The sequence below is a fragment of the Variovorax sp. GW823-FHT02B07 genome, from assembly GCF_058797695.1.
In genome coordinates this window covers 1,301,895-1,328,353 of sequence record NZ_JBXAJX010000001.1, presented here as the reverse complement: position 1 = coordinate 1,328,353, position 26,459 = coordinate 1,301,895, and the positions used below count along the sequence as shown (strand labels likewise).

General features: G+C 68.9%; 25 protein-coding genes. 4 read left to right on the top strand and 21 right to left on the bottom strand.

The window, feature by feature from the left end; genetic code table 11:
* Positions 1–4: 4 nt before the first annotated feature.
* Complete coding sequence (locus AC1RGU_RS06265) at positions 5–625, top strand: HD domain-containing protein (RefSeq protein WP_492695445.1); 621 nt, start codon at positions 5–7, stop codon at positions 623–625.
* On the opposite strand, the gene AC1RGU_RS06260 is transcribed toward AC1RGU_RS06265, so the two are convergent.
* The 16 genes from AC1RGU_RS06260 to glpD all read right to left on the bottom strand — a co-directional run bounded on the left by AC1RGU_RS06260 (position 604) and on the right by glpD (position 15,887).
* A complete protein-coding gene (locus tag AC1RGU_RS06260; RefSeq protein WP_492695443.1) occupies positions 604–1,128 on the bottom strand; it encodes a hypothetical protein in 525 nt (174 codons plus the stop codon). The two genes, AC1RGU_RS06265 and AC1RGU_RS06260, sit on opposite strands and share 22 nt — an antisense overlap.
* Entirely contained in the window at positions 1,125–2,207 is a 1,083-nt protein-coding gene (locus AC1RGU_RS06255) for a beta-ketoacyl synthase N-terminal-like domain-containing protein (RefSeq protein WP_492695441.1), read from the bottom strand. Before AC1RGU_RS06255 ends, AC1RGU_RS06260 begins: the two co-directional genes overlap by 4 nt.
* Positions 2,204–2,482 (bottom strand): acyl carrier protein, encoded by a 279-nt coding sequence (locus tag AC1RGU_RS06250; RefSeq protein WP_062476711.1) that lies wholly within the window; start codon positions 2,480–2,482, stop codon positions 2,204–2,206. The genes AC1RGU_RS06255 and AC1RGU_RS06250 overlap by 4 nt, the downstream gene beginning before the upstream one ends.
* The gene (locus AC1RGU_RS06245; protein WP_492695438.1) at positions 2,479–3,636 is read right to left on the bottom strand and encodes an ABC transporter permease; all 1,158 of its coding nucleotides are present in this window, start codon (positions 3,634–3,636) and stop codon (positions 2,479–2,481) included. Before AC1RGU_RS06245 ends, AC1RGU_RS06250 begins: the two co-directional genes overlap by 4 nt.
* Before the next feature lie 9 nt (positions 3,637–3,645).
* Complete coding sequence (locus AC1RGU_RS06240) at positions 3,646–4,554, bottom strand: ABC transporter ATP-binding protein (protein WP_492695436.1); 909 nt, start codon at positions 4,552–4,554, stop codon at positions 3,646–3,648.
* A complete protein-coding gene (gene darH, locus AC1RGU_RS06235; protein ID WP_062476720.1) occupies positions 4,554–5,534 on the bottom strand; it encodes a BtrH-related acyltransferase DarH in 981 nt (326 codons plus the stop codon). Before darH ends, AC1RGU_RS06240 begins: the two co-directional genes overlap by 1 nt.
* On the bottom strand, positions 5,531–5,926 hold the full coding sequence (locus tag AC1RGU_RS06230) for a DarG family dialkylresorcinol biosynthesis protein (protein ID WP_489057299.1): 396 nt from the start codon (positions 5,924–5,926) through the stop codon (positions 5,531–5,533). The genes darH and AC1RGU_RS06230 overlap by 4 nt, the downstream gene beginning before the upstream one ends.
* Positions 5,927–5,928: 2 nt before the next feature.
* On the bottom strand, positions 5,929–7,065 hold the full coding sequence (locus tag AC1RGU_RS06225; protein ID WP_062476726.1) for a beta-ketoacyl-ACP synthase III: 1,137 nt from the start codon (positions 7,063–7,065) through the stop codon (positions 5,929–5,931).
* The gene (locus AC1RGU_RS06220; protein ID WP_235926656.1) at positions 7,055–8,059 is read right to left on the bottom strand and encodes a dialkylrecorsinol condensing enzyme; all 1,005 of its coding nucleotides are present in this window, start codon (positions 8,057–8,059) and stop codon (positions 7,055–7,057) included. The genes AC1RGU_RS06225 and AC1RGU_RS06220 overlap by 11 nt, the downstream gene beginning before the upstream one ends.
* A gap of 168 nt (positions 8,060–8,227) precedes the next feature.
* Positions 8,228–9,958 carry an ABC transporter substrate-binding protein gene (locus tag AC1RGU_RS06215; RefSeq protein WP_070059465.1) on the bottom strand — a complete coding sequence of 577 codons (1,731 nt, stop codon included), beginning with the start codon at positions 9,956–9,958 and terminating at the stop codon, positions 8,228–8,230.
* Between the two features lie 89 nt (positions 9,959–10,047).
* Complete coding sequence (locus AC1RGU_RS06210) at positions 10,048–10,356, bottom strand: DUF2160 domain-containing protein (protein ID WP_062476731.1); 309 nt, start codon at positions 10,354–10,356, stop codon at positions 10,048–10,050.
* Positions 10,357–10,368: 12 nt separating this feature from the next.
* A complete protein-coding gene (locus AC1RGU_RS06205; RefSeq protein ID WP_062476734.1) occupies positions 10,369–11,181 on the bottom strand; it encodes a carbohydrate ABC transporter permease in 813 nt (270 codons plus the stop codon).
* Positions 11,178–12,068 (bottom strand): carbohydrate ABC transporter permease, encoded by an 891-nt coding sequence (locus AC1RGU_RS06200; protein WP_062476737.1) that lies wholly within the window; start codon positions 12,066–12,068, stop codon positions 11,178–11,180. The genes AC1RGU_RS06205 and AC1RGU_RS06200 overlap by 4 nt, the downstream gene beginning before the upstream one ends.
* Positions 12,065–13,135: an ABC transporter ATP-binding protein gene (locus AC1RGU_RS06195; RefSeq protein WP_062476739.1), complete on the bottom strand. Its 1,071-nt coding sequence runs from the start codon at positions 13,133–13,135 to the stop codon at positions 12,065–12,067. The genes AC1RGU_RS06200 and AC1RGU_RS06195 overlap by 4 nt, the downstream gene beginning before the upstream one ends.
* A 2-nt stretch (positions 13,136–13,137) precedes the next feature.
* Positions 13,138–14,211: an ABC transporter ATP-binding protein gene (locus AC1RGU_RS06190; RefSeq protein WP_159277465.1), complete on the bottom strand. Its 1,074-nt coding sequence runs from the start codon at positions 14,209–14,211 to the stop codon at positions 13,138–13,140.
* Positions 14,211–15,887, bottom strand: a complete 1,677-nt coding sequence (glpD, locus tag AC1RGU_RS06185; RefSeq protein ID WP_492695431.1) for a glycerol-3-phosphate dehydrogenase — start codon at positions 15,885–15,887, stop codon at positions 14,211–14,213. Before glpD ends, AC1RGU_RS06190 begins: the two co-directional genes overlap by 1 nt.
* 122 nt (positions 15,888–16,009) lie before the next feature.
* On the opposite strand from glpD, the gene AC1RGU_RS06180 reads away from it, so the two are divergent.
* A complete protein-coding gene (locus tag AC1RGU_RS06180) occupies positions 16,010–16,780 on the top strand; it encodes a DeoR/GlpR family DNA-binding transcription regulator (protein WP_062476748.1) in 771 nt (256 codons plus the stop codon).
* Positions 16,781–16,799: 19 nt separating this feature from the next.
* A complete protein-coding gene (gene glpK, locus AC1RGU_RS06175) occupies positions 16,800–18,296 on the top strand; it encodes a glycerol kinase GlpK (protein ID WP_492695429.1) in 1,497 nt (498 codons plus the stop codon).
* Between the two features lie 12 nt (positions 18,297–18,308).
* On the opposite strand, the gene AC1RGU_RS06170 is transcribed toward glpK, so the two are convergent.
* The gene (locus AC1RGU_RS06170; protein WP_492695427.1) at positions 18,309–18,773 is read right to left on the bottom strand and encodes an SH3 domain-containing protein; all 465 of its coding nucleotides are present in this window, start codon (positions 18,771–18,773) and stop codon (positions 18,309–18,311) included.
* A 42-nt stretch (positions 18,774–18,815) separates the two neighbouring features.
* Between AC1RGU_RS06170 and AC1RGU_RS06165 the strand changes: the two genes are divergently transcribed.
* Entirely contained in the window at positions 18,816–20,633 is a 1,818-nt protein-coding gene (locus AC1RGU_RS06165; RefSeq protein WP_492695425.1) for a sulfatase-like hydrolase/transferase, read from the top strand.
* Positions 20,634–20,646: 13 nt separating this feature from the next.
* Here the strand turns inward: AC1RGU_RS06165 and AC1RGU_RS06160 are convergent, their stop codons facing one another.
* The 4 genes from AC1RGU_RS06160 to AC1RGU_RS06145 all read right to left on the bottom strand — a co-directional run bounded on the left by AC1RGU_RS06160 (position 20,647) and on the right by AC1RGU_RS06145 (position 26,393).
* Positions 20,647–21,249 carry an Lcl C-terminal domain-containing protein gene (locus AC1RGU_RS06160; RefSeq protein WP_492695422.1) on the bottom strand — a complete coding sequence of 201 codons (603 nt, stop codon included), beginning with the start codon at positions 21,247–21,249 and terminating at the stop codon, positions 20,647–20,649.
* 112 nt (positions 21,250–21,361) lie between these two features.
* Positions 21,362–22,318, bottom strand: coding sequence for an alpha-E domain-containing protein (locus tag AC1RGU_RS06155; RefSeq protein WP_062476763.1), 957 nt, complete (start codon positions 22,316–22,318; stop codon positions 21,362–21,364).
* An 11-nt stretch (positions 22,319–22,329) separates the two neighbouring features.
* Positions 22,330–23,826, bottom strand: a complete 1,497-nt coding sequence (locus AC1RGU_RS06150; RefSeq protein ID WP_062476766.1) for a circularly permuted type 2 ATP-grasp protein — start codon at positions 23,824–23,826, stop codon at positions 22,330–22,332.
* A 98-nt stretch (positions 23,827–23,924) separates the two neighbouring features.
* Positions 23,925–26,393: a DNA internalization-related competence protein ComEC/Rec2 gene (locus tag AC1RGU_RS06145; protein ID WP_492695421.1), complete on the bottom strand. Its 2,469-nt coding sequence runs from the start codon at positions 26,391–26,393 to the stop codon at positions 23,925–23,927.
* Between the last annotated feature and the right edge of the window lie 66 nt (positions 26,394–26,459).

The window sequence follows — 26,459 nt, the reverse complement described above, 5'->3', positions numbered from 1 at the left end:
CGCGATGACACCGCAGGCGCTGCACGCGAACTGGACCGCCGCCTGGCAAGCGCTGGGCGTGGCCGCGCCCGACGACGCGCTGCAGCTGGAACTGCAGCGCCGCTACGGCGAGCCGCAGCGCCATTACCACACGATGCAGCACCTGGGCGAATGCCTCGCGTGGTTCGACCGGGAACAGGCACTCGCCGAACGCCCCGGCGAGGTGGCGCTGGCGCTGTGGTTCCACGACGCGATCTACGACGTGCATGCGCACGACAACGAGGCCCGCAGCGCCGACTGGGCGCGCCAGGCGCTGCAGGCCGCCGGTGCGAGCGATGCGTCGGCCGAGCGCGTCCACGCGCTCGTCATGGCCACGCGCCACGACGCCGTGCCCGAGGGCCGCGACGCCGAGTTGCTGATCGACATCGACCTGTCGATCCTCGGCGCCGAGCGCGCGCGCTTCGACGAGTACGAGCGCCAGGTGCATGCGGAATACGGTTTCGTTCCCGAGGAGATTCGCCTGCCGCGCCGGCGCGCGATCCTCCAGCGCTTTCTCGACCGTCCGGCGATCTACGCCACGCCGCGCCTGCATGCCCTGCTCGAAGCGCGGGCGCGCGAGAACCTTCAGCGCTCGATCGCGGGCTGAACCGTCGGCACCAGCCGCCACCATTCGGAGCGCGGCGGCACGTCGCCGAACGTCTCCTCCACCACCCCGAACAGCAACCCGTCGCGCCCAGCGCCCAGCTGCGACAGCGCCAGCGGCTGCGCGAGATCGCGGCACAGCATGAAGCTCGCATCGCCCTGCCAGTGGAGGCAGCGGCCGACCTCGGCCAGCATCAGTGCGGGCTGGCCCTGCATGAAGGTGAAGGGCATCGGCAAGCCCGCGTCGAGCTGCGCCAGCCCCGCGCGCGTGGCCTCCCACGCGCCGCGCCGGCTGGTCACGCGCAGGCGCGCGCCCGCCGGCAGCGCGGCTTCGCCGGCCGCGTCGAGGCAGCGCAGCGCGCCGTACATCGCCAGCTCGGTCCACAGGCCGACGCGGCGCGGCCGGCGGCCCAGGCGGGTCGCGAGCGCGTCGCGCCAGTCGTCGGGCGGCGGATGCGCCACGACATGGGCGACGGTGCGCCAGGGGGTTGTTGCAGCGTGGCTCATGCGGCGTCGCAATCCTTGAGCACCAGCGACGCATGCCCGCCGCCGAAGCCCACCACGTTGAGCAGGATGTGGCGCAGCCACGCCGGCGGCCCGTCGCTCAGCGCGATGCCGAGGGTCTCGTCCAGCGCGTAGCCGACCGACGGCCAGGCGCCGCCTTCGATGCAGCCGACCAGCAGGGCCAGCTCCGCCGCCCCGGCCGCGCCGAGCGTGTGGCCGATCGCCGACTTGAGCGACACCAGCGGCGGCAGCGGCGCGAACACCTCCCGCAACGCCTCGACCTCGATCGCGTCGTTGACCAGGCTGCCGGCGGCCTGCACCTTGATGAGGTCGATGTCCGCGGCCTGCAGGCCGCTGCGCGCCAGCGTGTCACGGCACATCGCGCGCACCGCGCTCGCCTCGGTACCCGACGGGTTGCGGCCGTCGACCACGTTGGCGCCGCCCAGCAGCGCCCAGCGGGCAGGTTGCGACCCGAGCCGCAGCGCCGCCACCGCTTCGCCGAGCACCAGCCCCTGGCGCCCCGCGCCGAAGGGCCGCGCGCTGTCGGGCGCCAGCAGCTGCATCGCGCCGAAGCCGGCCACGGTGAAGCGGTTGTCGAGTTCGGCGCCGATCACCAGCGCCTCGCGGGCCTCGCCTGCCCGCACCATGTCTGCGGCCGCCAGCATCGCGTTGAGCGCCGAGGTGCAGGCGGTCGAGACGGTGAAGACCGGGCCTTGCCAGTCGAGCGCGGCGGCGGCGATGTCGGCGAAATCCTGCAGGTCGCCGCTGAGCCGCGCATCGTGCTGCGCATGCTCCATGGCCCCGATGTCGAGCGACGACGAGGCCACGAACAGCGGCCCCTGCCGGTCCAGGCCCTCGCCGGTCTGCGCGACCACGCGGCGCACCGTGTGCTGCACGCGCTGCGCCCAGTCACCGGGCGGCACGGGCAGCGTATAGACCGGCCACTGCAGGCCATCGGCCACCGTCACCGGCGTGGGCGGCACGCCGCCGCGCCGCAGTGCAGCGAGCGCCGACGGCACGTCGTCGCCGAGCACGCAGGCCAGGCCCATGCCGGCCAGGTACACGGGGGCCACCAGGCTCATGCCTTGCCCGCTTGCGCCAGGTGTTCCGCCAGGTGCGCGATGGAGGTCATCGCGCGGCGCGTGTCCTTGCTGTCGGGCATGCGCAGGCCGAAGTGCTGCTGGATCGCCATCGACACCTGCAGCGCGTCGAGCGAGTCGAGGTCCAGGCGCGCCTCGGGGCCGAACAGCGGCTCGTCGTCGCCGAGGCCGCCGGGCGGCGCGTCTTTTTCGACGGCCTCGAGCACGAGGGCCTTGAGGCGGGCGATGAATTCAGGAGAAGAAACGGTGCTCGTCACGGTGCGCGCCTGCGAAACAGAAAGACAGCCACGAAGAACATGAGGGCCGCGAACGCCACCAGCCGACCGACCTGCGGCAGCACCTCGGCCACGCCGCCGCCGCGCAGCAGCACGGTGAGCAGCGCTTCGAGCCCCCAGTTCATGGGAGAAATTTCGACCATGCGCTGCATGAAGCCCGGCATGACGAACTTGGGCACCATGATGCCGCCCGCCGCCGCCATCAGCACATTCACCATCGGCCCGAGCGTGGCGGCCTGCGCATGGCTCTTCACCAGGCAGGCCACCGCCAGCGACAGGCTCACCGCCGCCAGGCTCACGGCCGCGAGCGACAGCAGCAGACCGCCCCAGTGGATGCCCGCGAGCGAGAGCGCGTCGCCACCGATCAGCGGCATGAACCAGATGCCCGCTGCCAGCATCAGCAGCGCCTGCAGCGCGTTCACACCGAGGTAGGGCAAGGCCTTGGAGGCCAGCAGCATGGAACGCGACACGCCCAGGCTCTGCAGCCGGCCGAGCGCGCCCGAGCCGCGCTCCTGCACGAACAGGCTGGACAGCGAGGCCACCACGAAGAACATGCCGAACACCAGCCAGGCCGGCACGTTCTGCTGCACCGACGTGGGCCGCGGGCCGGCGGTGGCAAAGCGCTCGGCCTGCACCATCGCCTGGATGGACGCCTCGGGTGCGGGGCTGGCCGTGCCGGGCACCGCCAGCGCGAGCCGCGCCTTGAGTTCGCCCGAAGCGCCGATGAGTTCGGCACGCAGCGCATTGAACAGGTTGGCGTCGATGCCGGGCTCGGCCAGCAGGCGGATGTGGGCGCGCGTGGAGAGCGCGGCCGATTCCAGCTCGTCCGACAGCCCGGGCTCCAGCACGATCACGTACTTGAGCGTGCCGTTGCGCAGCCGCGCCTGCCAGTCGGCGCCCAGCGGCTGCGGCGCGCCGTGGCTGCGCTGCCAGATCTGCAGCAGCCATTTGGCGGGCGTGCCGCTGTCGCGCGCATCGACCGCGTAGCTCAGCTCGGCCAGCGGCGGACGGTAGATGTCCTTCAGCGTGAGCGACATCAGCACGATGAACACCATCGGCATCACGAACAGCACGGCCAGCCCGTGCATGTCGCGCACGAGGGCCAGCAGTTCTTTCTTGATGAGCGCTAGGAGCATGGCGTTCGGTCAGTCGCGCAGCGAGCGGTGCGTGAGCGCCATGAACAGCTGCTCGAGGTCGTGCCGGCCGAACTCGGCCTGGCGCACCTCGATGCCTTCGGCTTCGAGCGCGGCCAGCACGGGGCCGGGGCCGGTGCCTGCGTTCAGGTGGATGCGCCAGTGCGCCGCGCCCTGCTCCACCGTGCCGAAGCGCGAGAGCCTCTGCGCGTCAAGCCCGTCGGCGGCCAGGGTCAGCAGCATCGCGCTTTGCGACAGCAGCGCGTCGAGCGGGCCTTCGCGCAGCACGCGGCCCTGGTCGAGGATGGCCACGCGGTCGGCGATGGCCTCGATCTCTTCCATGTAGTGCGAGGCGTAGATCACCGCCGCGCCGGCCTGCGCCAGGCTCTTGATCGCATCGAGGATGAAGGCGCGCGACTGCGGATCGACGCCCACCGTCGGCTCGTCGAACAGCATCAGCTCGGGCTCGGGCAGCAAGGCGATCGCGAGGTTCAGGCGCCGCTTGAGGCCGCCCGAGAGCCGCTCGGCGCGCACGCCCGAGAACTGTTCGAGCTGTGCGAACTGCGTGCAGGTGTCGATGCGCGCCTTCTTGCGCGCGCCCGAGAGACCGCCGGCCGCGGCGAAGCAGGCCAGGTTCTCTGCCACGGAGAGCATCGGGTAGAAGGCCTGGTCCTGCGGCGCCACGGCGATGCGCGTGGGCGCCTTGGCGCGCACCTGCTGCAGCGGCTGGCCGTCGATGCGGATGTCGCCCGACTGCACCGCGAGCGCGCCCGACAGGTGCGAGATCAGCGTGGTCTTGCCGGCGCCGTTCGGCCCCAGCAGGCCCAGCACGCAACCGCGCGGCACGGCGAGCGACACGTCGGCCAGCGCGGCCTTGTCAGCGTGCGGGTAGCGGTAGCCGAGCTGGTGAAGCTCGAGCATCAGGCGACGGCGGCCTTGAGGTCGCGGAAGAAGGTTTCCTCTTGCTGCGCCTGCTCGCGCAGCTTGCCGGCGAGCGCCACCGGATCGACCGGCTCGCGACCCTTGACCATGCGCGCCGCCTTGAGCGCGAACGCGCGCCAGCCGTCGCCGATGGCGATCAGGCGTTCGGACATCTGCGTGAGCTGCGGCTTGTCGAGCAGCTGCGCGGCCTCCTGCAGGAAGCCCGCGTAGATGAAACGGAAGCCCGCCCCACCCGTGCCGATCTCTTCCTGCATGCGCACCAGGTGGCCGATGAAGTCGACGCTGCGCGGATCGCTCGGTGACAGCTTCTGCATGCGCTTGGCCAGCGTGCGCATGCCGCGCACGCCGACGATGGGAATGGGCGCGAGCATGTTGCGCACGGTCTTGCGGATGGCCTGGGTCACCGAGGCGGCGTCGACCGCCTTGCGCTCGATGGCCTGCGGGTAGTACATGAGGCCCTTGGGCGCCAGCACGCCCTTGGCGAAGCGGGCGCGTGACAGGTCTTCGCTGGCGCAGCGCACGGGCTCCTCGAACACCGGGTCGCTGATCAGGTAGTCGTCGCCATCCTTGCCGTAGACCAGCAGGTTGTGCGCGTTGAAGTGAAAGCGCATGTTCGGCGGGAAGTACGGCAGCCAGTAGACCGAGGTCTGTAGGCCCACGAGCTGGCCGTCGGCCAGCAGCGCGTCCAGCCGCTGCTGCCCGGCCTGCGGGCTGCGGAAGGTCTCGAAGCGAAAGCGCGCGGCCATCGGTGCCAAAAGGCCCTTGATGATGGCCTTGGGCGGCATGCGGTACGAGATGAGCGGCAGGCCCGACAGCTTGATGAACGGCAGGTAGGCGAACGACAGCGCCGACGACAACCCCAGCGCCATCGCCTCGCTCATCGGCGCGCCGTGGTGGCGCATGAGGCTGGAGATGACGCCGCTTTCGCAGTGCGCCGCCTGTTGGTGTTGGAAGTTCACGGCAGGCCTTGCAGGGTGGAAACGGGCAGCCCCAGCGCCTGGCCGTAGCGGGCGAGCTGGGCCGGCGACAGCGCGGCGAAATGGCGCGGCAGCAGGTGGCGGCGCACGCGCCACTGCCAGAAGCCGCTGGTCTGCGAGAGCAGCGCCACGTCCATGCGGCGCTCGTACATCCAGTACTCGAGCGGCGAAGCCAGCCCGGCCTTCACGCGCGCCTTGGCCTCCTGCGCCTGCTCGATGAGCACATCGACCGCGTGGCTGGTGACGATCTCTTCCGCCTCCCAGCCTTTCGAGGTGGTGGTGACGACGCGGCCTTGCGCGTCGCGGGCGTACATCAGCTTGGAATGGCCCGCGAGGGTCGCGTTGCCCTCTTGCGGCACGGCATCGAGGTCCATGGCTACACCGCCTCCAGGTAGATGAAGCCGCTGGAGAAGCGGCCGCTTTCGGGCACGAACATCAGGAGCTTCTGGCCGGGCTTGATGCGGCCCGAGCGGAACAGCTCGTCGAGCATGATGTACGGCGAGGCCGAGCCCGTGTTGCCCTTGGTCGCGAGGTTGCTGAACCAGCGCTCGCGCGGAATCGGCAGGCCCAGCGCAGCCAGGCTCGCGGCCACGGGCTCGACGAAATAGTGCGACGACAGGTGCGGCAGGAACCAGTCGATGTCGTCGGTCTTCAGTCCGCGCCGCTCGATGATGGCCGCCAGCGGCTCGGCCAGCGTGGCGCGCACGATGTTGTCGTTGAGCAGGCGCACGTCCTGCTTGACGGCGAAGGTCGAGTCGCGCTGCCAGTCGGCCGGCGAGGTGCGGGCCCAGCCGTCGAGGCCGCCCTGTTCGTTCTTGTCGGCGCCGGCATACATGCACACCGGCAGCTCGTGCGCCGCCGACGACAGCTCGATCCACTCGACGCGCAGCGACAGCGGCCCGCGCGGCTCGCGCTCCAGCAGCACCGCGCCGGCGCCGTCGGACAGCATCCAGCGCAGGAAGTCCTTCTCGAAGGCGATCTCGGGGCGCGCTTCGAGCGCTTCGAGCTTGTGCTCGAGCTCGGCTTCGAAGTTGATGCCGCGCATCACGGCCGAGGCCAGCTCGGAGCCCGTGGCGACCGCGCGGCGCGCATCGCCTGCACGCACCGACAGCCACGCATGCTTGAGCGCCGCCGCGCCGGCCAGGCAGATGCCGGCGCAGGCCACCACCTCGAGCCGGGGCCAGCCCAGTTCACCGTGCACCATCACCGCGTGGTTGGGCATGAGCTGGTCGGGCAGCGAGGTGCCGGTGGCCAGGCAGTCGACCGGGCCGATGTCGTCGCCCAGCGCGCGGATGGCCGCGGCGGTGAGCTGTGCGTTGGTCATGGCCAGCTGGCCGGTGGCGCGGTCGATGGCGTAATGGCGCGACTGGATGCCGTTGCTGCGCAGGATGAGGCGTCGCGCACGCGACACCTTGCCGCCGATGCGGCCCAACACTTCTTCGATGTCTTCGTTGCTGACCGGAGAAAAAGGCAGGAAGGCGGCGGTGCGGGTCAGGAAAACATCAGTCGTCATAGAGAGGGAGCCGGTCCGTGGCAGAGCCCGACGGGCGCTCGAATTGAGCCGTCATTTTAGTCAGCCACCCTCGGAACAACGGCCGCAACAGGGCCTGCAGCGTCAGGCTCACCGGCACGACGGTGACGATCAGTGCCAGCAGAAACAGCACGTACAGCAAGAGCAGCGGTTTACGCACCGCCGCGCCCGGCCCGCCGGCCGCCATGATCAGCTTGCCCCAGAGATAGAAGCTGCGCGTGCCGGCCTTCTCGCTGATGAGCAGGCGCGCCTGGGCGCGCACCGCGCCCAGCCCGGCCAGCAAGGGCGCATCGCCCTGCTCGCGGCCTTCATGCAGCGCGTCGCGCAGGGCCCGGCCGAAACGGCCGCAGCCGCGGATCTGTTCCTCGCTCAGGCCCGCATCGGGCATGCCCCAGAAGCCGCGCTTGCGGCCCCAGATGAGCCAGGCCGGCGTGGTGAAGAAGGTGGCGAGCGTGGGCCCCGGGTCGGTGAGCACCACGTTGTCGATCAGGCGCGCGCCGGTGGCGGCGAGCAGGCCCTTGAGCTTTTCGTGGGCCAGCAGCCACATGTTGCGGCAAGCAATGACCGTGACCACGGGTTTTCCCTTGAGCAGCCGCGCCGCCACGGGGTGCTGCAGGAAGGCCACGACCGGCTGCGCGGGGGCCAGGAACCAGACCTGGTACGGCAGGATGACGAGGTCGAAGTCTTCATCGCCCGTGAGCGTCAGCGGCGCCAGCGGGCCCGGCTTCAGGTGGGCCGACTCGGGGAACGCGTCGAAGAAGGTCAGGAAGGGCCAGGGAAAGGGAAAGCGCTGCAGCGGCCGCAGCGTTTCCACGCGCAGTTCGATGCCCGGGTCGGCGCGCAGCGGCGCGGCGATCTGCCCGGCCACGCGGTCGAGTTGCCCGGTCTGCGAGTACTGGATCAGCAGGACGCGTTTGACACGCGCGCTCGGGGTGGCAGGAGGGCTGGCGGTGGGGCTGGAAGAACTTGGATTCACTGGCGGGCCGTGGCGGGGGCCGTCGAATGTAAGCGAACCTTTTCAAAGGTGCATCTGCCATAGGTCATGGCGTCGCGTGAATCCGACGAACCAGGGCGCCAGAAAGCGAAAAAGGGCCGCACCTCGCGGCGCGGCCCTTGTTTGCAATTGCTGCTGGCGACGCGCCGGTCAGCGCACCTTGCCGGCCTTCCAGGCGCTCAGCAGCTTGTTGTAGTCGATGGTCTCGCCCTTGGGCTTCTCGTTGGCCAGCTTCTTCCACGGGGCGTGCTGGTCGCTGAGCCACTTGTTCGGGTCGCCCTTGGCATTGAGCTTGGGCGCGCAGTGGGCCATGCCGGCGCGTTGCAGGCGACCCATCACGTTGTCCATCTCGTCGGCCAGGTTGTCCATGGCCTTCTGCGGGGTCTTCTCGCCCGTGACGGCCTCGGCCACGTTCTTCCACCACAGCTGCGCCAGCTTGGGGTAGTCGGGCACGTTGGTGCCGGTGGGCGTCCATGCCACGCGGGCCGGGCTGCGGTAGAACTCGACCAGGCCGCCCAGCTTGGGCGCCATGTCGGTCATGGCCTTGCTCTGGATGTCCGATTCGCGGATCGGGGTCAAACCCACGATGGTCTTCTTGAGCGAGACGCTCTTGGAGGTCACGAACTGGGCGTAGAGCCAGGCGGCGGCGGTCTTGTTGGCGTCATGGCCGTTGAAGAACGACCACGAACCCACGTCCTGGTAGCCGTTCTGCATGCCCTGCTTCCAGTACGGGCCGTTCGGGCCGGGCGCCATGCGCCACTTGGGCGTGCCGTCCTCGTTCACCACGGGCAGGCCCTTCTTGGTCATGTCGGCCGTGAAGGCCGTGTACCAGAAGATCTGCTGGGCGATCTGGCCCTGCGCGGGCACCGGGCCGGCTTCGCCGAAGGTCATGCCCATGGCTTCCTTGGGCGCGTACTTCTTCATCCAGTCGATGTACTTGGTGAGCGCGTACACGGCGGCCGGCGAGTTGGTCGCACCGCCGCGCGACACGGCCGCGCCCACGGGCGTGCACTTGTCGTCGGCCACGCGGATGCCCCACTCGTCGATCGGCATGCCGTTGGGGGTGCCGATGTCGGCGGTGCCGGCCATCGAGAGCCACGCATCGGTGAAGCGCCAGCCCAGCGACGGGTCCTTCTTGCCGTAGTCCATGTGGCCGTAGATCGGCTTGCCGTCGATGGTCTTCACGTCGACGCTGAAGAACTCGGCGATGTCCTCGTAGGCGCTCCAGTTCAGCGGCACACCCAGGTCGTAGCCGTACTTGGCCTTGAACTTGTCCTTCAGGTCCTTGCGATCGAACAGGTCGGCGCGGAACCAGTACAGGTTGGCGAACTGCTGGTCGGGCAGCTGGTAGAGCTTGCCGTCGGGCGCGGTGGTGAACTTGGTGCCGATGAAGTCCTTGAGGTCGAGCCCGGGGTTGGTGTACTCCTTGCCCGCACCGGCCATGTAGTCGGTGAGGTTCATCATCTTGCCGTAGCGGTAGTGCGTACCGATCAGGTCGGAGTCGGAAATCCAGCCGTCGTAGATCGACTTGCCCGACTGCATCGAGGTCTGCAGCTTCTCGACCACGTCGCCTTCCTGGATCAGGTCGTGCTTGACCTTGATGCCGGTGATTTCCTCGAAGGCCTTGGCCAGCGTCTTCGATTCGTATTCATGCGTGGTGATGGTCTCCGACACCACCGAGATTTCCTTGACGCCCTTGGCCTGCAGCTTCTTGGCCGCGTCGATGAACCACTTCATCTCGGCCGCCTGCTGGTCCTTGCTCAGGGTCGACGGCTGGAACTCGCTGTCGATCCATTTCTTGGCTTCGGGCTCTGCGGCCCATGCGCCGTGCGCGGCGACCATCGCCGCCGCCATTGCCAATGCCGTGTAGCGCATCTTCATGAATGTGTCTCCTCGGTTGTGCTTCCCCGGTTTTTTCATCGCGGCTCCGGGGAGGCGGAGAGCCGGACGCGTTGACGAAATCGGTGGAGCTAGCCTTTGCGCATCACGAGCGCGAGCACGAACATCGACAGCACGAAGCCGATCCAGATCGAGGGCTCCGCCTCCAGGCTCAGCCACTCCTGCACCTTGCCGGCCAGGCCGACGAAGATCAGGTTGACGTAGGCCGCGGACAAGAGGCCGATGAAGAGCCGGTCGCCGCGCGTGGTGGCAATGGGCAGCCAGCCGCGGCGCATCGTGGTGGGCGACTTGAATTCCCACACCGTCATACCGACCAGCATGAGCGCGATGCAGCTGAAGAAAACGGCCACCGGGGTGGTCCAGACCATCCAGTCGAACATCTTTCGACCTCCTTAAACGCGGCCCATCGCGAAACCCTTCGCGATGTAGTGACGCACGAACCAGATCACGATCGCGCCGGGCACGATGGTGAGCACACCGGCCGCGGCCAGCGTCGCCCAGTCCATGCCCGAGGCGCTCACCGTTCGCGTCATCGTCGCCACGATGGGCTTGGCGTTCACGCTGGTGAGCGTGCGCGCCAGCAGCAGCTCGACCCAGCTGAACATGAAGCAGAAGAACGCCGCCACGCCCACGCCGGCCTTGATGAGCGGCAGGAAGATGGTGAGGAAGAAGCGCGGGAACGAGTAGCCGTCGATGTACGCCGTCTCGTCGATCTCACGCGGGATGCCGCTCATGAAGCCTTCGAGAATCCACACCGCCAGCGGCACGTTGAACAGCAGGTGCGCCAGCGCCACGCCCAGGTGCGTGTCCATGAGTCCGACGGTGCTGTACAGCTGGAAGAACGGCAGCAGGAACACCGCGGGCGGCGTCATGCGGTTCGTGAGCAGCCAGAAGAACACGTGCTTGTCGCCCAGGAACGAATAGCGCGAGAACGCATAGGCCGCCGGCAGCGCCACGGTGAGCGAGATCACCGTGTTGATCGCCACGTAGATCAGGCTGTTGATGTAACCCGAGTACCACGACTCGTCGGTGAAGATGCGCGCGTAGTTGGCCCAGGTGAGCTGCTGCGGGAAGAACGAGAAGCTCGACAGGATCTCCTCGTTCGTCTTGAAGCTCATGTTGACCATCCAGTAGATGGGCAACAGCGCGAACAGGATGTACAGCAGCAAGAAGATGCTGCGCTTGTGGAAGCGTTTTTCGTTCATTGTTCTTTCTCCACTTCTTGCGTGCCCACGCGCTGCATCCAGTTGTAGAGCACGAAGCAGAACAGCAGGATGATCAGGAAATAGATCAGCGAGAACGCCGCCGCCGGCCCGAGGTCGAACTGCCCCACCGCCTTCTGCGTGAGGTACTGGCTCAGGAAGGTGGTCGCATTGCCCGGCCCGCCGCCCGTCAGCACGAAGGGCTCGGTGTAGATCATGAAGCTGTCCATGAAGCGCAGCAGCACCGCGATCATCAGCACGCCGCGCATCTTGGGCAGCTGGATGTAGCGGAACACCGCGAACTTGCTGGCACCGTCGATGCGCGCGGCCTGGTAGTAGGCGTCGGGAATGGAGCGCAGGCCGGCATAGCAGAGCAAGGCCACCAGCGGCGTCCAGTGCCACACGTCCATCACCAGCACCGTGAGCCACGCGTCGGTCGCGCTACCGGTGTAGTTGTATTCGATGCCCATGACCTGCAGCGCGTGGCCCAGCAGGCCGATGTCGGCACGGCCGTAGATCTGCCAGATGGTGCCCACCACGTTCCACGGAATGAGCAGCGACAGCGCCACCACCACCAGCACTGCCGACGACTTCCAGCCCGTGGCCGGCATCGACAGCGCGAGCGCGATGCCCAGCGGAATCTCCACCAGCAGCACCGACAGCGAGAAGCCCAGCTGGCGCCACAGCGCCTGGTGCAGCTCGTCGTCGCGCATCACGGCGGCGAACCATTCGGTGCCGACGAACACGCGCCGGTCGGGCGAGATGATGTCCTGCACCGAGTAGTTGACCACCGTCATCAGCGGCACGATGGCCGAGAAGGCCACGCAGATCAGCACCGGCAGCACGAGCCACCAGGCCTTCTGGTTGATCGGCTTGTTCGTCGGGTTCATGCCACCAGTTCCTCGTCCTTGTAATAGCAGGTGTGGGTGTCGAGCACCCGCAGCCACACCGTGTCGCCCACCGAGGGCGGCTGTTCGTCCGAATGCATGCGCACCTTGACCACGCCGCCGTCGACCTCGGCGCTGAGCATCGCGTGCGTGCCGACGTCCTGCACCTGCTTCACCACCGCCGGCACGGCGCCGGCCGCACCCGCATTCGACAGGCGCAGGTACTCGGGCCGGATGCCGATCTTGAGCGCGCCGGGCGGCAGCTCGCGCGTGGGCACCAGCGGCGTGCCCGCCACTTCGAGTGCGCCGTTGGCGCTGTGGGCCGACAAAAAGTTCATGCCCGGCGAGCCGATGAAATGGCCGACGAAGGTGTGGGCCGGCCGCTCGAACAGCGCCTCGGCGCTGCCCACCTGCACGGCCTTGCCGCGCGTCATGACCACCACTTCTTCGGCGAAGGTCAGCGCCTCGACCTGGTCGTGCGTCACGTAGATCAGCGTGAGCTTGAGCTCGCGGTGGATCTGCTTGAGTTTGCGGCGCAGCTGCCACTTCAGGTGCGGGTCGATCACGGTGAGCGGTTCGTCGAACAGCACCGCCGACACGTCGCTGCGCACCAGGCCGCGGCCCAGCGAAATCTTCTGCTTGGCGTCGGCCGCCAGGCCCGCGGCGCGCTGGTTGAGCTGGCCGCTCATGTCGAGCATTTCGGCGATCTCGCCCACGCGCTTCTTGATCTGGTCTTCGGGCACCTTGCGGTTGCGCAGCGGGAACGCCAGGTTCTCGGCCACGGTCATGGTGTCGTAGATCACCGGGAACTGGAACACCTGCGCGATGTTGCGTTCCTGCGGCGTGGCGCGCGTCATGTCGCGGCCGTCGAAGCTCACGCTGCCCTGCGAAGGCACGAGCAGGCCCGAGATGATGTTGAGCATGGTCGTCTTGCCGCAGCCCGAGGGGCCGAGCAAGGCATACGCGCCGCCGTCGCGGAAGCTCATCTTCAGCGGGAGCAGCGCGTAGTCGCTGTCCTGCGTGGGGTTGGCGCGGTAGGCGTGGGCCAGGTCGAGATCGATGCGTGCCATGACTAGCTTCCTTTGCGCCATGCCGGCGCGAGCGCCAGCTTTTCGCTGGCATCGAACACATAGGCTTGCGACGCGCTGAAGTACAGCGTGATCGAAGCGCCCAGCTCGAAGCGGTGCACACCGGTGAGCTGCGCCACCAGTTCGCCCACCGCCGTGTCGACGTGCACGAAGGTGTCGGAGCCCGAAATCTCGGCCAGCTCCACCTTGCCGGGCAAGGCGATGTCGCCCTCCCCCGCGTTCACGTTCAAGGCACTCGCGCGCAGGCCGACGGTGACCGCGCCCGACACGCTGTCAGGCAGGGCCAGCGTCAGCGCGGGCCCGCCCGCGAGCTGCACGCGGCCGGCCGCGGCCGTGCCCGCCAGCAGGTTCATCGGCGGATCGCTGAAGGCGCGCGCCACGCGCAGCGACTGCGGCGCGTGGAACACCTCGGCGGTCGGGCCGTATTGCAGCAGCTCGCCGGCGTCCATCACGGCCGTGTAGCCGCCCAGCAGCAGCGCTTCGCCGGGCTCGGTGGTGGCGTAGATGACGGTCGAGTCGCCGGTGGCAAAGAGCTGCGTGAGTTCTTCGCGCAGGCCTTCGCGCAGCTTGTAGTCGAGGTTGACCAGCGGCTCGTCGAGCAGCATCAGCGGTGCGTTCTTGGCGAGCGCGCGCGCCAGCGCCACGCGCTGCTGCTGGCCGCCCGACAGCTCCTGCGGATAGCGGTCGAGGAACATGCCGATGTGCAGCTTGTCGGCCAGCGCCTTCACCCGCGCGTCGATGTTCGACTCGCCGCGCAGCTTCAGCGGCGAGGCGATGTTGTCGGCCACCTTGAGCGAGGGGTAGTTGATGAACTGCTGGTAGACCATCGCGACGTTGCGCTCACGCACCGGCGTGCCGGTGACGTCCTTGCCGTCGACCAGCACACGCCCGGTGCTCGGCGTGTCGAGCCCGGCCATGAGGCGCATCAGGCTGGTCTTGCCGGCCTGCGTGGCGCCGAGCAGCACGGTCACCGCGCCGCTTTTGGGCGCAATGCTCTGCTCGTAGAGCCAGGTTTGCGCGCCGACCTTCTTGGTGACGCGCTCCAGAGTCAGCTGCATCAGCTCACCTCCACTTCCACGGTGTCGTTGTTGTTCTTTGCGTTGGCCTGCAGCCAGATCGCCACCTGCTCGCGCTCGGCCGGCGTGTAGTGCAGGCCGAGCTTGGTACGGCGCCAGAGCACGTCGTCCGAGCTCACGGCCCATTCGCGCGCCTGCAAGAAGCGCAGCTCGCGCTCGTACAGGCCGGGCGCCACCTCGGTGCCCATGTCGGCCAGCGACTGCGCCTCGCCGACCAGTTCGGCCACGCGCGCGCCGTAGCCGCGCGCCAGCCGCAGCGCGACCTGGGCGTCGAGCCAGGGGTACTTGGCCTGCACGGCCGCCACGAAGCGGGCGAAGTCGTCATCGGGGCGCTTGGGCGCGCCGATCCAGGCCGACAGGTCGCCGCCGGCCAGGAAGGCGCCGTCGGTCCAGGCCGGGCGCTGCGCGCCCGACTGGCCGAGCATCTTGCCGACCTCGTCGGCCGCGTCCTCGGCCAGCTTGCGGAAGGTGGTGATCTTGCCGCCCCACACCGACAGCAGCGGCGCGGCGGTGGTGTTCGACTCGAGCAGGTAGTCGCGCGTGACGGCCGAGGGGTCGCCCGAGGCGTCGTCCAGCAGCGGGCGCACGCCCGAGTAGGTCCAGACCACGTCGGCCGGCACGATGGCCTTGTCGAAGTAGCGGCTGGCCTGGGTGCACAGGTAGTCGATTTCTTCCTGCGCGATGCGCGCGGCGCCGGGGTCGTCGCCGCTGATCTCGATGTCGGTGGTGCCGATCAGCGTGAACGCGCCCTGGTAAGGGATGGCGAAGATGATCCGCTTGTCGGGGTTCTGGAAGATGTAGGCGTGGTCGTGGTCGAACAGGCGCGGCACGATGATGTGGCTGCCCTTCACGAGCCGCAGGCTCTTGGTGGCCAGCGCCTCGCCGCGTGCCGACTGGGCCACGCCGCGCAGGAAGGATTCGGCCCAGGGGCCGGCCGCGTTCACCACGGCGCGCGCACGCACGGTGCGGTGCGCGCCATCGGGGCCTTCGAGCGTGGCGACCCAGCCGTCGGCGCCGCGCTGCGCATGGATGCAGCGCGTGCGCGTGAGCACTTCGGCGCCCTTCGAACGCGCGTCGATGGCGTTGAGCACCACCAGCCGCGCATCGTCGACCCAGCCGTCGGAGTACACGAAGCCGCGCTTGTACTGCGCCTTGAGCGGCGCGCCGGCCGGGTGCTGGCGCAGGTCGATGCCGCGCGACGGCGGCAGCACCTCGCGCTTGGCGAGGTGGTCGTACATGAACAGGCCGATGCGGATCATCCAGGCCGGGCGCATCGAGGGGTCGTGCGGCATCACGAAGCGCAGCGGCCACATGATGTGCGGCGCGCTCTTGAGCAGCACCTCGCGCTCCTGCAGCGCCTTGCGCACCAGCGAGAACTCGTAGTACTCGAGGTAGCGCAGCCCGCCGTGGATCAGCTTGGTGGAAGAAGACGACGTGTGCGAGGCCAGGTCGTCCTTCTCGCACAGGACCACGCGCCAGCCCCGGCCGGCGAGGTCGCGCGCAATGCCGCAGCCGTTGATGCCACCGCCGACGACCAGCACATCGCAATCGGTGGCGGGTTCGGCCGCTGGAGAGGAGAAATCGGTCACAGGCTGGAGGTCCGTAGGTTCGTGACTTTTGTCAGCAAAGGCCGAGATTGTATTTTCGCGTTTTTTCATTTGGATTCCTTTTGGCGCGATTTTCCTCCGAGTTTTCCCTTACTCGGCTTCGTTTTCTTTCGTTTTAAAGTGACGCGGCCTGTACCCTCGACCCCAGTCTTTCCGCTTTCCACGACGCCTCTGTGAACTCCAACCCGCGCCAGATCAACCTCCTCGACACCGTGCGCGCGCGCGGTTCGGTCACCGTCGAACAGCTCGCCGACATGCTGGGCGTCACGCTGCAGACCGTGCGGCGCGACGTGCAGCGGCTGGCCGATGCGGGCTTGCTCACGCGTTTCCACGGTGGCGTGCGCGTGCCCAGCTCGACCACCGAGAACATCGGCTACCAGCAGCGCGAAACGCTCAATGCCGACGGAAAAGCGCGCATTGCGCGCCGCGTGGCCGAGCTGGTGCCCAACGACTGCTCGCTGATCCTGAACATCGGCACCACCACCGAGGCCATCGCCAAGGCGCTGATGCGCCACACGGGCCTGCGCGTGATCACCAACAACCTGAACGTGGCGACCATCCTGAGCGGCAACACGGCCTGCGAGGTGATCGTGGCCGGCGGCTCGGTGCGCCCGCGCGACCGCGCCGTGGTGGGCGAAGCCACCATCGACTTCATCCGCCAGTTCAAGGTCGACATCGCGCTCATCGGCGTGTCGAGCATCGAGGCCGACGGCTCGCTGCGCGACTTCGACCTGCGCGAGGTGAAGGTCGCGCAGACCATCATTGCCCAGGCGCGCGAGGTGTGGCTGGCGGCCGACGCGAGCAAGTTCAACCGGCCGGCCATGATCCAGCTGGGCACACTCTCGCAAATCGACCGCCTGTTCACCGACGCCGCGCCGCCGCCGCCCTTCCCCGACCTGCTGCATGCCGCGCAGGTGCGCCTCGAGATCGCGCGCGACAACTGAACCCCATCAGACTCATCGAATGACCACCTACCTGCTTGCCCTGGACCAGGGCACCTCCAGTTCGCGCAGCATCGTGTTCGACCGCGAAGGCCGCATCGTCGCCATCGCCCAGAAGGAACTCACGCAGATCTACCCGCAGCCGGGCTGGGTCGAGCACGACCCGATGGAAATCTGGCGCAGCCAGCTGGCCACCGCGCGCGAGGTGCTGGCCAAGGCGAAGCTGCAGCCCGCCGACATCCACGCCATCGGCATCACCAACCAGCGCGAGACCACCGTGCTGTGGAACCGCACCACCGGCCAGCCGGTGCACCACGCCATCGTCTGGCAGGACCGCCGCGCCGAGCCGCTGTGCGCGCAGCTGCGCGAGCAGGGCCTGAGCGACACCATCCGCGAGAAGACCGGGCTGGTGATCGACGCGTATTTCTCGGGCACCAAGCTGCGCTGGCTGCTGGACCACGTGCCCGGCGCGCGCGCCCAGGCCGAACGCGGCGAACTCGCCTTCGGCACGGTCGACAGCTGGCTCATGTGGCAGCTCACCGGCGGCAAGGTGCACGTGACCGACGTGAGCAACGCCTCGCGCACGATGCTCTTCAACGTGCACACGAACGACTGGGACGCCGACCTGCTGAAGGCACTCGACATCCCCGCCGCGCTCATGCCGAAGGTGCAACCCTCGAGCTCGCACTTTGCCGACACCGACGCCGCGCTGCTGGGCCATGCGCTGCCCATCGGCGGCGTGGCCGGCGACCAGCAGAGCGCCCTCTTCGGCCAGGCCTGCTTCGAGGCCGGCATGGCCAAGAACACCTACGGCACCGGCTGCTTTTTGCTGATGCACACGGGCGGCGCGTTCCAGCCCTCGCACAACGGCCTGCTCGTGACCAGCGCCGCGCAGACCGATGCAACCCCGCAGTACGCAATGGAAGGCAGCGTGTTCGTCGGCGGCGCCGTGGTGCAGTGGCTGCGTGACGGCCTCAAGGCCATCAAGGGCAGCGCCGAAGTGCAGTCGCTCGCCGAGAGCGTGCCCGACGCCGGCGGCGTGATGATGGTGCCGGCCTTCACCGGCCTGGGCGCGCCCTACTGGGACGCGGATGCGCGCGGCACGATCACCGGACTCACGCGCGGCACCACGGTCGCGCACATCGCGCGCGCCGCGCTGGAAAGCATCGCCTATCAAAGCGCCGCACTGCTGCAGGCCATGAGCCGCGACGCGGTGGCCGCGGGCGGCAAGCCCGTGGCCGAGCTGCGCGTGGATGGCGGCGCGAGCGTGAACGACCTGCTGATGCAGTTCCAGGCCGACCTGCTGGGCATTCCCGTGGTGCGGCCCGAGGTGGTCGAGACCACCGCGCTGGGCGCGGCCTACCTCGCGGGGCTGTCGACCGGCGTCTACACCGACGCGCGCCAGCTCTCGAAGCTGTGGAAGGTGGAGCGCCGCTTCATGCCGACCATGGGCCGTGCGCAGGCCGAGGAATCGATGGCGCGCTGGGAGCGCGCGGTGCGCCAGGCCACAGCGACCTGAGCGGGCGCGGGCTTACCAGCCCCAGAGGGAGCGCTTCAGCACCCAGCCGGTGGTGCCGCCTTCGTGGCGCACCTTCACCCAGTCGCCGCGGCGCTCGAGGGTGCGCAGCACGTCGCCGTACACGGCCTTCTTCACCACCGGGCTGCGCGCGCCGGGCGCGCGGCGCAGCTGCGCGGTCTTCGACTTCACGACGTGGTGCGGCGTCTTGCTCGTCATCGAACGGAAGACCCAGGCCTTGTCGTTCTCGAAGTCGGTGACACGAAGCCAGTCGCCCTTGCGGCCGATCACGCGCAGCGGATAGCCCCTGCTCACGGTCCAGTGCGCCTCGGCGCGCTGGCTGGGGGCGGTGCGCATGTTCAGGGTCTTGACCGCGACACTGACCATCTGCGGCTGCGCGGCAAAGGCGGACGGCAGCAGCATCCACGAGAAGAAGAATGCGAGCAGGAGCGCGGGCAGTCGGCGGCTGAATCGGGCCATGGGGCGAGGGTTCCTTTCGAGAAGACACAAGAGGTCCGGCAAATGCCGGTCGAAGCCCCCTCTGGGACGCTGAGCGCCGATAAGTTCCGCGGGGATATCCCTGAGCCGCACTCCAAAGACCCCGCGAGGGTCGGGACACTGGCCGTGTCGCGACAGGGTGCGGGGCAGAATTCGCCCGCCCTCGACTCCCCCGCGCCGCGCTTGACACATCCCGCCATCGACGCCCCGCGTCCTCCCTCCAGCGCCCTGCTGGCCTGCGGCGTGGTCGGCGCAACGCTGCTGGCACTGATCGCCCTGGGCCACGACGGCCGCCGCATCGCCCAGCTTGCGGTGCTTGCCGCGCCGCCCGTGCTCTGGCTGCTGTGGCCGCTGCACAGCGCACGCCTGCGGCGCTGGCGCACGGCGCTCGTGTGGCTCTGGGTCATGGGCTTCGGCCTGGACGCCGTGGTCCGCGCCTACCTGCTCGACACCTACCAGGCCGCGCCCGACAGCGCCATGGTGCTGGGCGCCGCGGCCAACACCAACGCGCGCGAAAGCACCGAGTACCTGCGCATGCACTGGCGCTCCGCCGTCGTCTGGTCGGCCGCGCTCGTGGCGGCGGGCATGGTGGCGGGCCTCTTCGCTCGACGCGGTGCCACGGCGCCGCATGCGCGGCGGCCGTTCTGGGCGCGCTCGCTGCTGCTCCTCATCCTGCTCGCCGCTTGCGTCGCCTACGTGAGCAAGCCCTGGCGCCGGCTGCACCCGGTCGTCTTCTGGACCCAGTGGTCGCAGTCGCTGCACGACCAGCGCGCCGCCTGGGCCGACCAGGAAAAAACCCGCGATGCGCAGATGGCCCAGGCCCGGCAGATCGCACCGGTGATCACGCGCGAGGGACCGTCCACGGTCGTGCTCGTCATCACCGACAGCATCAACCGCGACAACATGGCCCTGTACGGCTACGGCCGCCCGACCACGCCGCGCCTGCAGGCGCACAAGGCGCAGGAAGGCGACCGCATGGCCGTGCTGCGCAACGCGTGGTCGGTGGACGCGAGCACCCTGCCCGCGCTGCGCAACATGTTCCATTTCGGCCAGCCCGCCAACGGAAACGGGAACAACGGGAACGGCGACAGCCCGCCCCACCTGCTCGCCCTGGCGCGCGCCGCCGGCTACAAGGTCTGGTGGATCAGCAACCACGACGACCTGGCCATCGAGCAGCAGCACGCGCGCTACGCCGACGTGGTCGACATGGTGAACCGCACGCCGGGCCGCGCCAGCGCCTCACTCGACGGCGAGATCCTCGACTGCGTGCAGGAAGCCTTTGCCGACACCAGCACCGAGCGCAAGCTCATCGTGGTCCACCTGATGGGCGCGCACCCGCACTACAGCCTGCGCTTTCCCGAGAACGCCAATCCCTTCGACGACAGCGTCGACGCGGTCGAGAACGGCCTCGTGAAGGACGGCCGCTCGGCCTGGGTGCGCCACTTCCGCCAGGAGTACGACGCCGCCCTGCTGTACCACGACTTCGTGGTGTCGGAGCTGCTGCAGCAGACCCGCAGCACCGGCAAGCCGGACGACTACCGCGCCTGGATGTACCTGTCGGACCACGGCCAGGAAGTCGGCCACGGCAGCAACCGCGCAGGCCACAGCCCCGCGACCGCCTCGGGCTACCGCATCCCCGCCGTCGTCTGGCGCAACCGCGAGCCGCTGCCCACCGGCGCCGCCACGCAGCAGCCCTTTCGCGCGGACTGGGCCGGCTGGAGCCTGATGGACCTGCTGGGCATCCGCTGGAGCGGGCAGAAGGCCGAGCGCAATGTGCTGGGCGACAGCTACCGGTGGCAGGCGCCGGAGATTCCGGTGACCGTCGAGTCGTTCTCGAAGTAGAAGTAGCTGAAGGTCAGCGATCGGCCACCGGCCGCACGGCGTGGGTGGCCTCGGCCGCCTCGTTCTGGCCGATCCATGCATTGCTGAAGTCCACGGCATAGAAGTGCTGCGCGGCCTCGCTGCCCGAGCCCGACCAGAACTTGCGCAGCGGCGTATCCGGAAAGCGTGCGCTGTCGATGGTGGGAACGGAGGTTTCGCGGGCGCACCACCGGGGCACGGTGACGGGCTCCCGTTCGGGACTCAATTCGAGCGTGAAGGTCTCGTCGACCAGGCCATGGTCACAACGCCGCAGCGCCCCCAGCTCCACGATGGTCGGCAGCCGCCATTGCGAGATGCCTTCGTGGCCCTTGGTGTTGAGCGCCTGCACGCGTTCCTGCGCGTCCATCAGGCTCAGGGCTTCGGCCTCGCCGACGCAACGGCCACCCTGCCAAGTCTGCCCCAGCGCGCAGCGCAGCCAGCGCAATCCCGTGGCGGCATCGACGACGACGGCCGTCGATGCCTGCGCGGAGGCTTGTTCTTTCGGTGAGGCGGCCTGGTCGCAGCCGGCAAGCAACACGACAGCCGCCAAGGCGGCGGCCTTCCACTTGCCATCACGGGCAAGCATCGATTTCTTCATGAGAACTCCCTGCGGTCAGCAACTTGGATCGAGATCGAACTCGAATGCTACCGCCGGGGGTGCGAGGTCCCGGGGCCGGCCTGGGCCCGCAGGACGTCGATTCAATGCACCGTCAGTGCGCCGGCACCAGGAAGTCCTGGCTGATGCGCCCGCCCAGCTCGTTCACCCGGTCGAGGAACTGCGTGAGGTAGGCGTGCAGGCCCGTCGCCAGGATCTCGTCGACGCGTGCGTACTGCAGGTCGGCCAGCAGCTTGCCGGCACGGCGTTGGGTTTCGGCGCTCTGCTCGTTCTGCACTTTGGCGAGGTTGTTGACCACCTCGACCAGGCTCGCGTGCAGCGAACGCGGCATGTCGGCGCGAAGAATCAGCAGCTCGGCCACGCGCTCGGGCTTGATCACGTCGCGGTACACCTTGCGGTACACCTCGAAGGCCGAGACGCTGCGCAAGATGGCGCTCCAGTGATAGAAGTCGTACTCTTGGTCTTCCTCGGTGGCAGCACCGAAGAATTCGCTGTTGAGCGCGTGGAACTTCACGTCGACCAGGCGCGCCGTGTTGTCGGCACGCTCCAAAAAGGTGCCCAGGCGCGAGAAGTAGAACGCCTCATCTTGGAGCATCGTGCCCAGCGTGACGCCGCGCGACAGGTGCGAGCGGAACTTGACCCACTCGAAGAACTGGCCCGGGTCGCGCTCGAAATCGCCGGCGCGCAGCATGCGGTTCACCTCGAGCCAGGTGGTGTTCTGGGTTTCCCAGGCTTCGGTGGTGAGCGCGCCGCGCACGGCACGCGCGTTCTCGCGCGCGGCCTTCAGGCAGGAGACGATCGACGACGGATTGCTCTCGTCCTTGACCATGAACTCCATGACTTCGTTGGGCGTGATCTGGTCGTACTTCTTGCTGTACCAGGGCAGCAATTCGCTGATCGAGAGCACGCCCTGCCAGCCGTACTTGGCGACCTCGGCCGACTGCGGCAGCAGAGAGGTCTGGTAGTTGACGTCGAGCATGCGCGCCGTGTTCTCGGCACGCTCGGTGTAGCGCGACATCCAGTAGAGGTGGTCTGCGGTGCGGGACAGCATCGTGGGTGCTCCTACTGCGATTGGCTTTGCGACTGCGTGGCCGCCTTCGGCTTGGCCGTGCGGTCCGCTTCGAGAATCCAGGTGTCCTTGGTGCCGCCGCCCTGCGACGAGTTGACCACCAGCGACCCTTCCTTGAGCGCCACGCGCGTGAGGCCGCCGGGCACCATCTGCACCTCGCTGCCGGAGAGCACGAAGGGACGCAGGTCGATGTGGCGCGGCGCGATGCCGGCGTCGACGAAGGTCGGCGAGGTCGACAGGCTCAGCGTGGGCTGGGCGATGTAGCCGTCGGGCTTGGCGATGACGGCCTTCTTGAAGTCTTCGATCTCGGCCTGCGTCGCGGCCGGGCCGATGAGCATGCCGTAGCCGCCGGCGCCGTGCACCTCCTTGACGACCAGGTCCTTCATGTTGTCGAGCGTGTACTGCAGCTCGTCCTTGTTGCGGCACATGTAGGTGGGCACGTTCTTCAGGATCGGCTTCTCGCCGAGGTAGAACTCGACCATCTTCGGCACGTAGGGGTAGATCGACTTGTCGTCGGCCACGCCGGTGCCCACGGCATTGCAGATCACGACGTTGCCCTGGCGGTAGGCGCGCATGAGGCCCGCGCAGCCGAGGGTGGAGGTCGGGCGGAACACCTCGGGGTCGAGGAAGTCGTCGTCGACGCGGCGGTAGATCACGTCGACCCGCACCGGGCCGCGCGTGGTGCGCATGTAGACGAAGTCGTCCTTCACGAACAGGTCTTGTCCCTCGACCAGTTCCACGCCCATCTGCTGAGCCAGGAACGCGTGCTCGAAGTAGGCGCTGTTGTACATGCCGGGCGTGAGCACCACCACCGTGGGCTCGGCCGTGGCCGGCGGCGCGCTGGCGCGCAGGGTTTCGAGCAGCAGGTCGGGGTAATGGGCGACCGGCGCGATGCGGTTCTGGTTGAAGAGCTCGGGAAAGAGCCGCATCATCATCTTGCGGTTCTCGAGCATGTAGCTCACGCCGCTGGGCACGCGCAGGTTGTCTTCGAGCACGTAGTACTCGCCGTTGCCCTGGGCATCGGGGGCGCGCACGATGTCGATGCCCGAGATGTTCGAGTAGACGTTGTGCGGCACGTTCACGCCCATCATCTCGGGGCGGAACTGGGCATTGTTCAGGATCTGCTCGGCCGGGATGATGCCGGCCTTGATGATTTCCTGGTCGTGGTAGACGTCGTACAGGAAGCGGTTGAGCGCCGTGACACGCTGCACCAGCCCCTTTTCCATGCTCTCCCACTCGTGGGAGGGAATGATCCGGGGCAGCAGGTCGAACGGGATCAGCCGCTCGGTGCCGGAGCCGTCCTCGTCCTTGGCGCCGTACACCGCGAAGGTGATGCCGACCCGGCGGAAAATCATTTCCGCCTCTTCACGCCGCGATCGCATCACCTCACCGGGTTGCTTCGCAAGCCATTGGTCGTAGCGCTTGTAGTGCTGTCGGATTGCAGCGCCCGCATAGGGGAGCTGCTCATACATCTCGTCGAATTTGTGCATGGAACGACCAATCTCCTTGAGCCATAGCTTAGCAAGTTCGAGGCCAGTAGAAGCCCTAGGTTTGGGCCCGATGCGAGGGCATTTCGCGTTTCGGACCTTCATGGCATGCGGTGGCGCCAGTAGCGCGGATCATTCGCGCGTTCACACTTCAGCTCGGCCGGCGCCGGGCTCGCCCAGTGGGCGGCGCCGCAGCGCGGGCTGTCGACCACCTGCACGCCGCGTTCGACGTAGCGCGCCACCACCTCGGGCGCGGGGTGGCCGAAGCGGCTGCGGTAGCCGGCCTGCACGAGCGCGATGCGCGGGCGCACGGCGTCCAGAAAAAGCTCGCTCGACGAGGTCTTGCTGCCATGGTGCGGCACCAGCAGCACGTCGGCCGCAAGCCCGGGCGTTCGCGACACCAGCGCGGCCTCCTGCAGCCGTTCGATATCGCCCGCCAATAGAACCGTGGCACGGCCGTTGCCGATGCGCAGCACGCACGACACGGCATTGGGCCGCGTGAAGCCGAGGTAGTCGCTGTCGAAGGGAAACAGCACCTCGAAATCGACACCGTCCCAGGTCCAGCGCTGCCCGGCCTCGCAGCGGCGCGCGGGGCGCAGCGCCTGCAGCGGGTGCGCGGCCTCGATGGAACTCAGCAGCGCGGCCTGCGGCTGCATGGCGAGCACGGCGGGGGCGCCGCCGGTGTGGTCGATGTCACGGTGGCTCAGCAGGAGCATGTCGAGCCGCTCGCCCCGCGCGCGCAGCAGCGGCACGAGCACGCGGTGGCCCGCGTCGCTGTCGAGCCCGTAGCGCGGCCCGGCGTCGTACAGCAGGCTGTGCGTGGCGGTGCGCACGAGCACCGCGTTGCCCTGCCCGATGTCGGCGGCGAGGAGGTCGAACTCGCCCACGGCGGGCCGCGTCGGCAGCCACAGCAGCACCGGCAACAGCAGCGGCAGGCCGAGCGCGCGCACCGACCACGGCAGGCGCATCGCCAGCAGCACGCCGCCCGCCACGCCGCTTGCGGCCAGCCATGGCGGCGGCGCGGCCATCGACAGCGTGGCGAACGGCAGGCCGGCGAGCGCCTGCAGCAGCAGCGCGAACAGCTTCACGGCGACGGCCGCCGCGTCCCACAGCGGCGGCACCGCCACGCCGAGCATCGCCAGCGGCGTGATCACCAGCGTCACCCACGGGATCGCGAGCGCGTTGGCCACGAGCCCGACCGCCGACACCTGCTGGAACAGCAGCAGGCTCAGCGGCGTGAGCGCCAGCGTGATCGTCCATTGCTCACGAAAGAAGCGCCCCAGGCGCGTGAGCGCGCCCCCCCTGCCCTCGCCCGGCACGGCCGTGGCGGAGGCGAACAGCACCGCCACCGCCACGAAGCTGAGCCAGAAGCCGGCCTGCAGCAGCGCCCACGGATCGGCGCCCACCACGACCGCCGCCGTCAGCAGCCAGACGTGCGGCCATGGCCAGCGCCGGCCCGTCAGGCGCAGCAGCGCCACGGCCGCGAGCATCCAGACCGTGCGCTGCGAGGGCACGCCCCAGCCACTGAAGAGCGCGTAGAGCGCGGCCAGCAGCACGCCGCCCGCGAGCGCAGCCTGTTGCGCGGGCAGCCGCAGCATGAGCCGGCTGCTGCGCCGCCAGAGCGCGCCCACGACATGCGCCGCGAACCACGCGAACAAGGTGATGTGCAGGCCCGAGATCGACATCAGGTGCGCCACGCCGGTAGCGCGGAACACGTCCCAGTCGGCGCGGTCGATGGCGCCCTGGTCGCCAGTGACGAGCGCGGCGATCACGCCGGCCTGGCGCCGGTCGTCCACGCGGGCGAAGACGGCATCGCGCACGGCTTCGCGCGCCCGCTCGATCGGGTGCCGCCACGTCGTGCCCAGCAGGCGCGGCGCGGGGTCGCGCGCCCCGGCGCGCACATGGCCCTGCGCATGCACGCCTTGCTCCCACGCCCACAGTTCGCTGTCGAAGCCGTGCGGATTGAGGTTGCCGTGCGGCGCGCGCAGGCGCACGGTCAGTTGCCAGCGCTGGCCGGCGTGCACCTCGCCCACGGTGCGTGCGACGGATGCGCGACGTTCGGCGGGCTGCTCCCACATCCCGCCGTAGTCGCCGTACCAGGCGAGTGCGATGCGCGGCGGCACCGCCGGCGGCGCAGCATCACGTGAGGCCTCGGCCCACTGCGCCGTCTCCACATCGAAACGGAAGCGCGTTCCGATCTCGCCGGGCTGCGGCATCTGCGAGACCACGCCCGTGAGCCGCAGGTCGCGTCCTTCGAGCTGCGGCTCCAGCGCCCCTTGCGCGTAGGCCGTGGCGCGCCATCCGGCGAGCCCCGCGCCGGCCATCGCGCCGCAGGCCAGCGACAGCACGAGCACCGCCCACCGAGGCCCACGCCACCGCCACAACAGCCATCCGCCGCCGAGCCCCACGAGCAGCAACGCGACGTAGACACCCGCCGCCCACAACAGCGGCTGGCGCAGTTGCACCGCCGCGCCGAGCAGCGTGCCGCCCAGCGCAACGAAGGCCCCCGACCCACCCGCGACAGCCTCGGACGCACGCCGCGACTGCCCTCCCGACACCCCGGAATCCATGATGCAAACCCTCCCCCAACCCACGCTCGATGGCGCGTTAATTGCTTGGCAACTGGGCTAGTATGC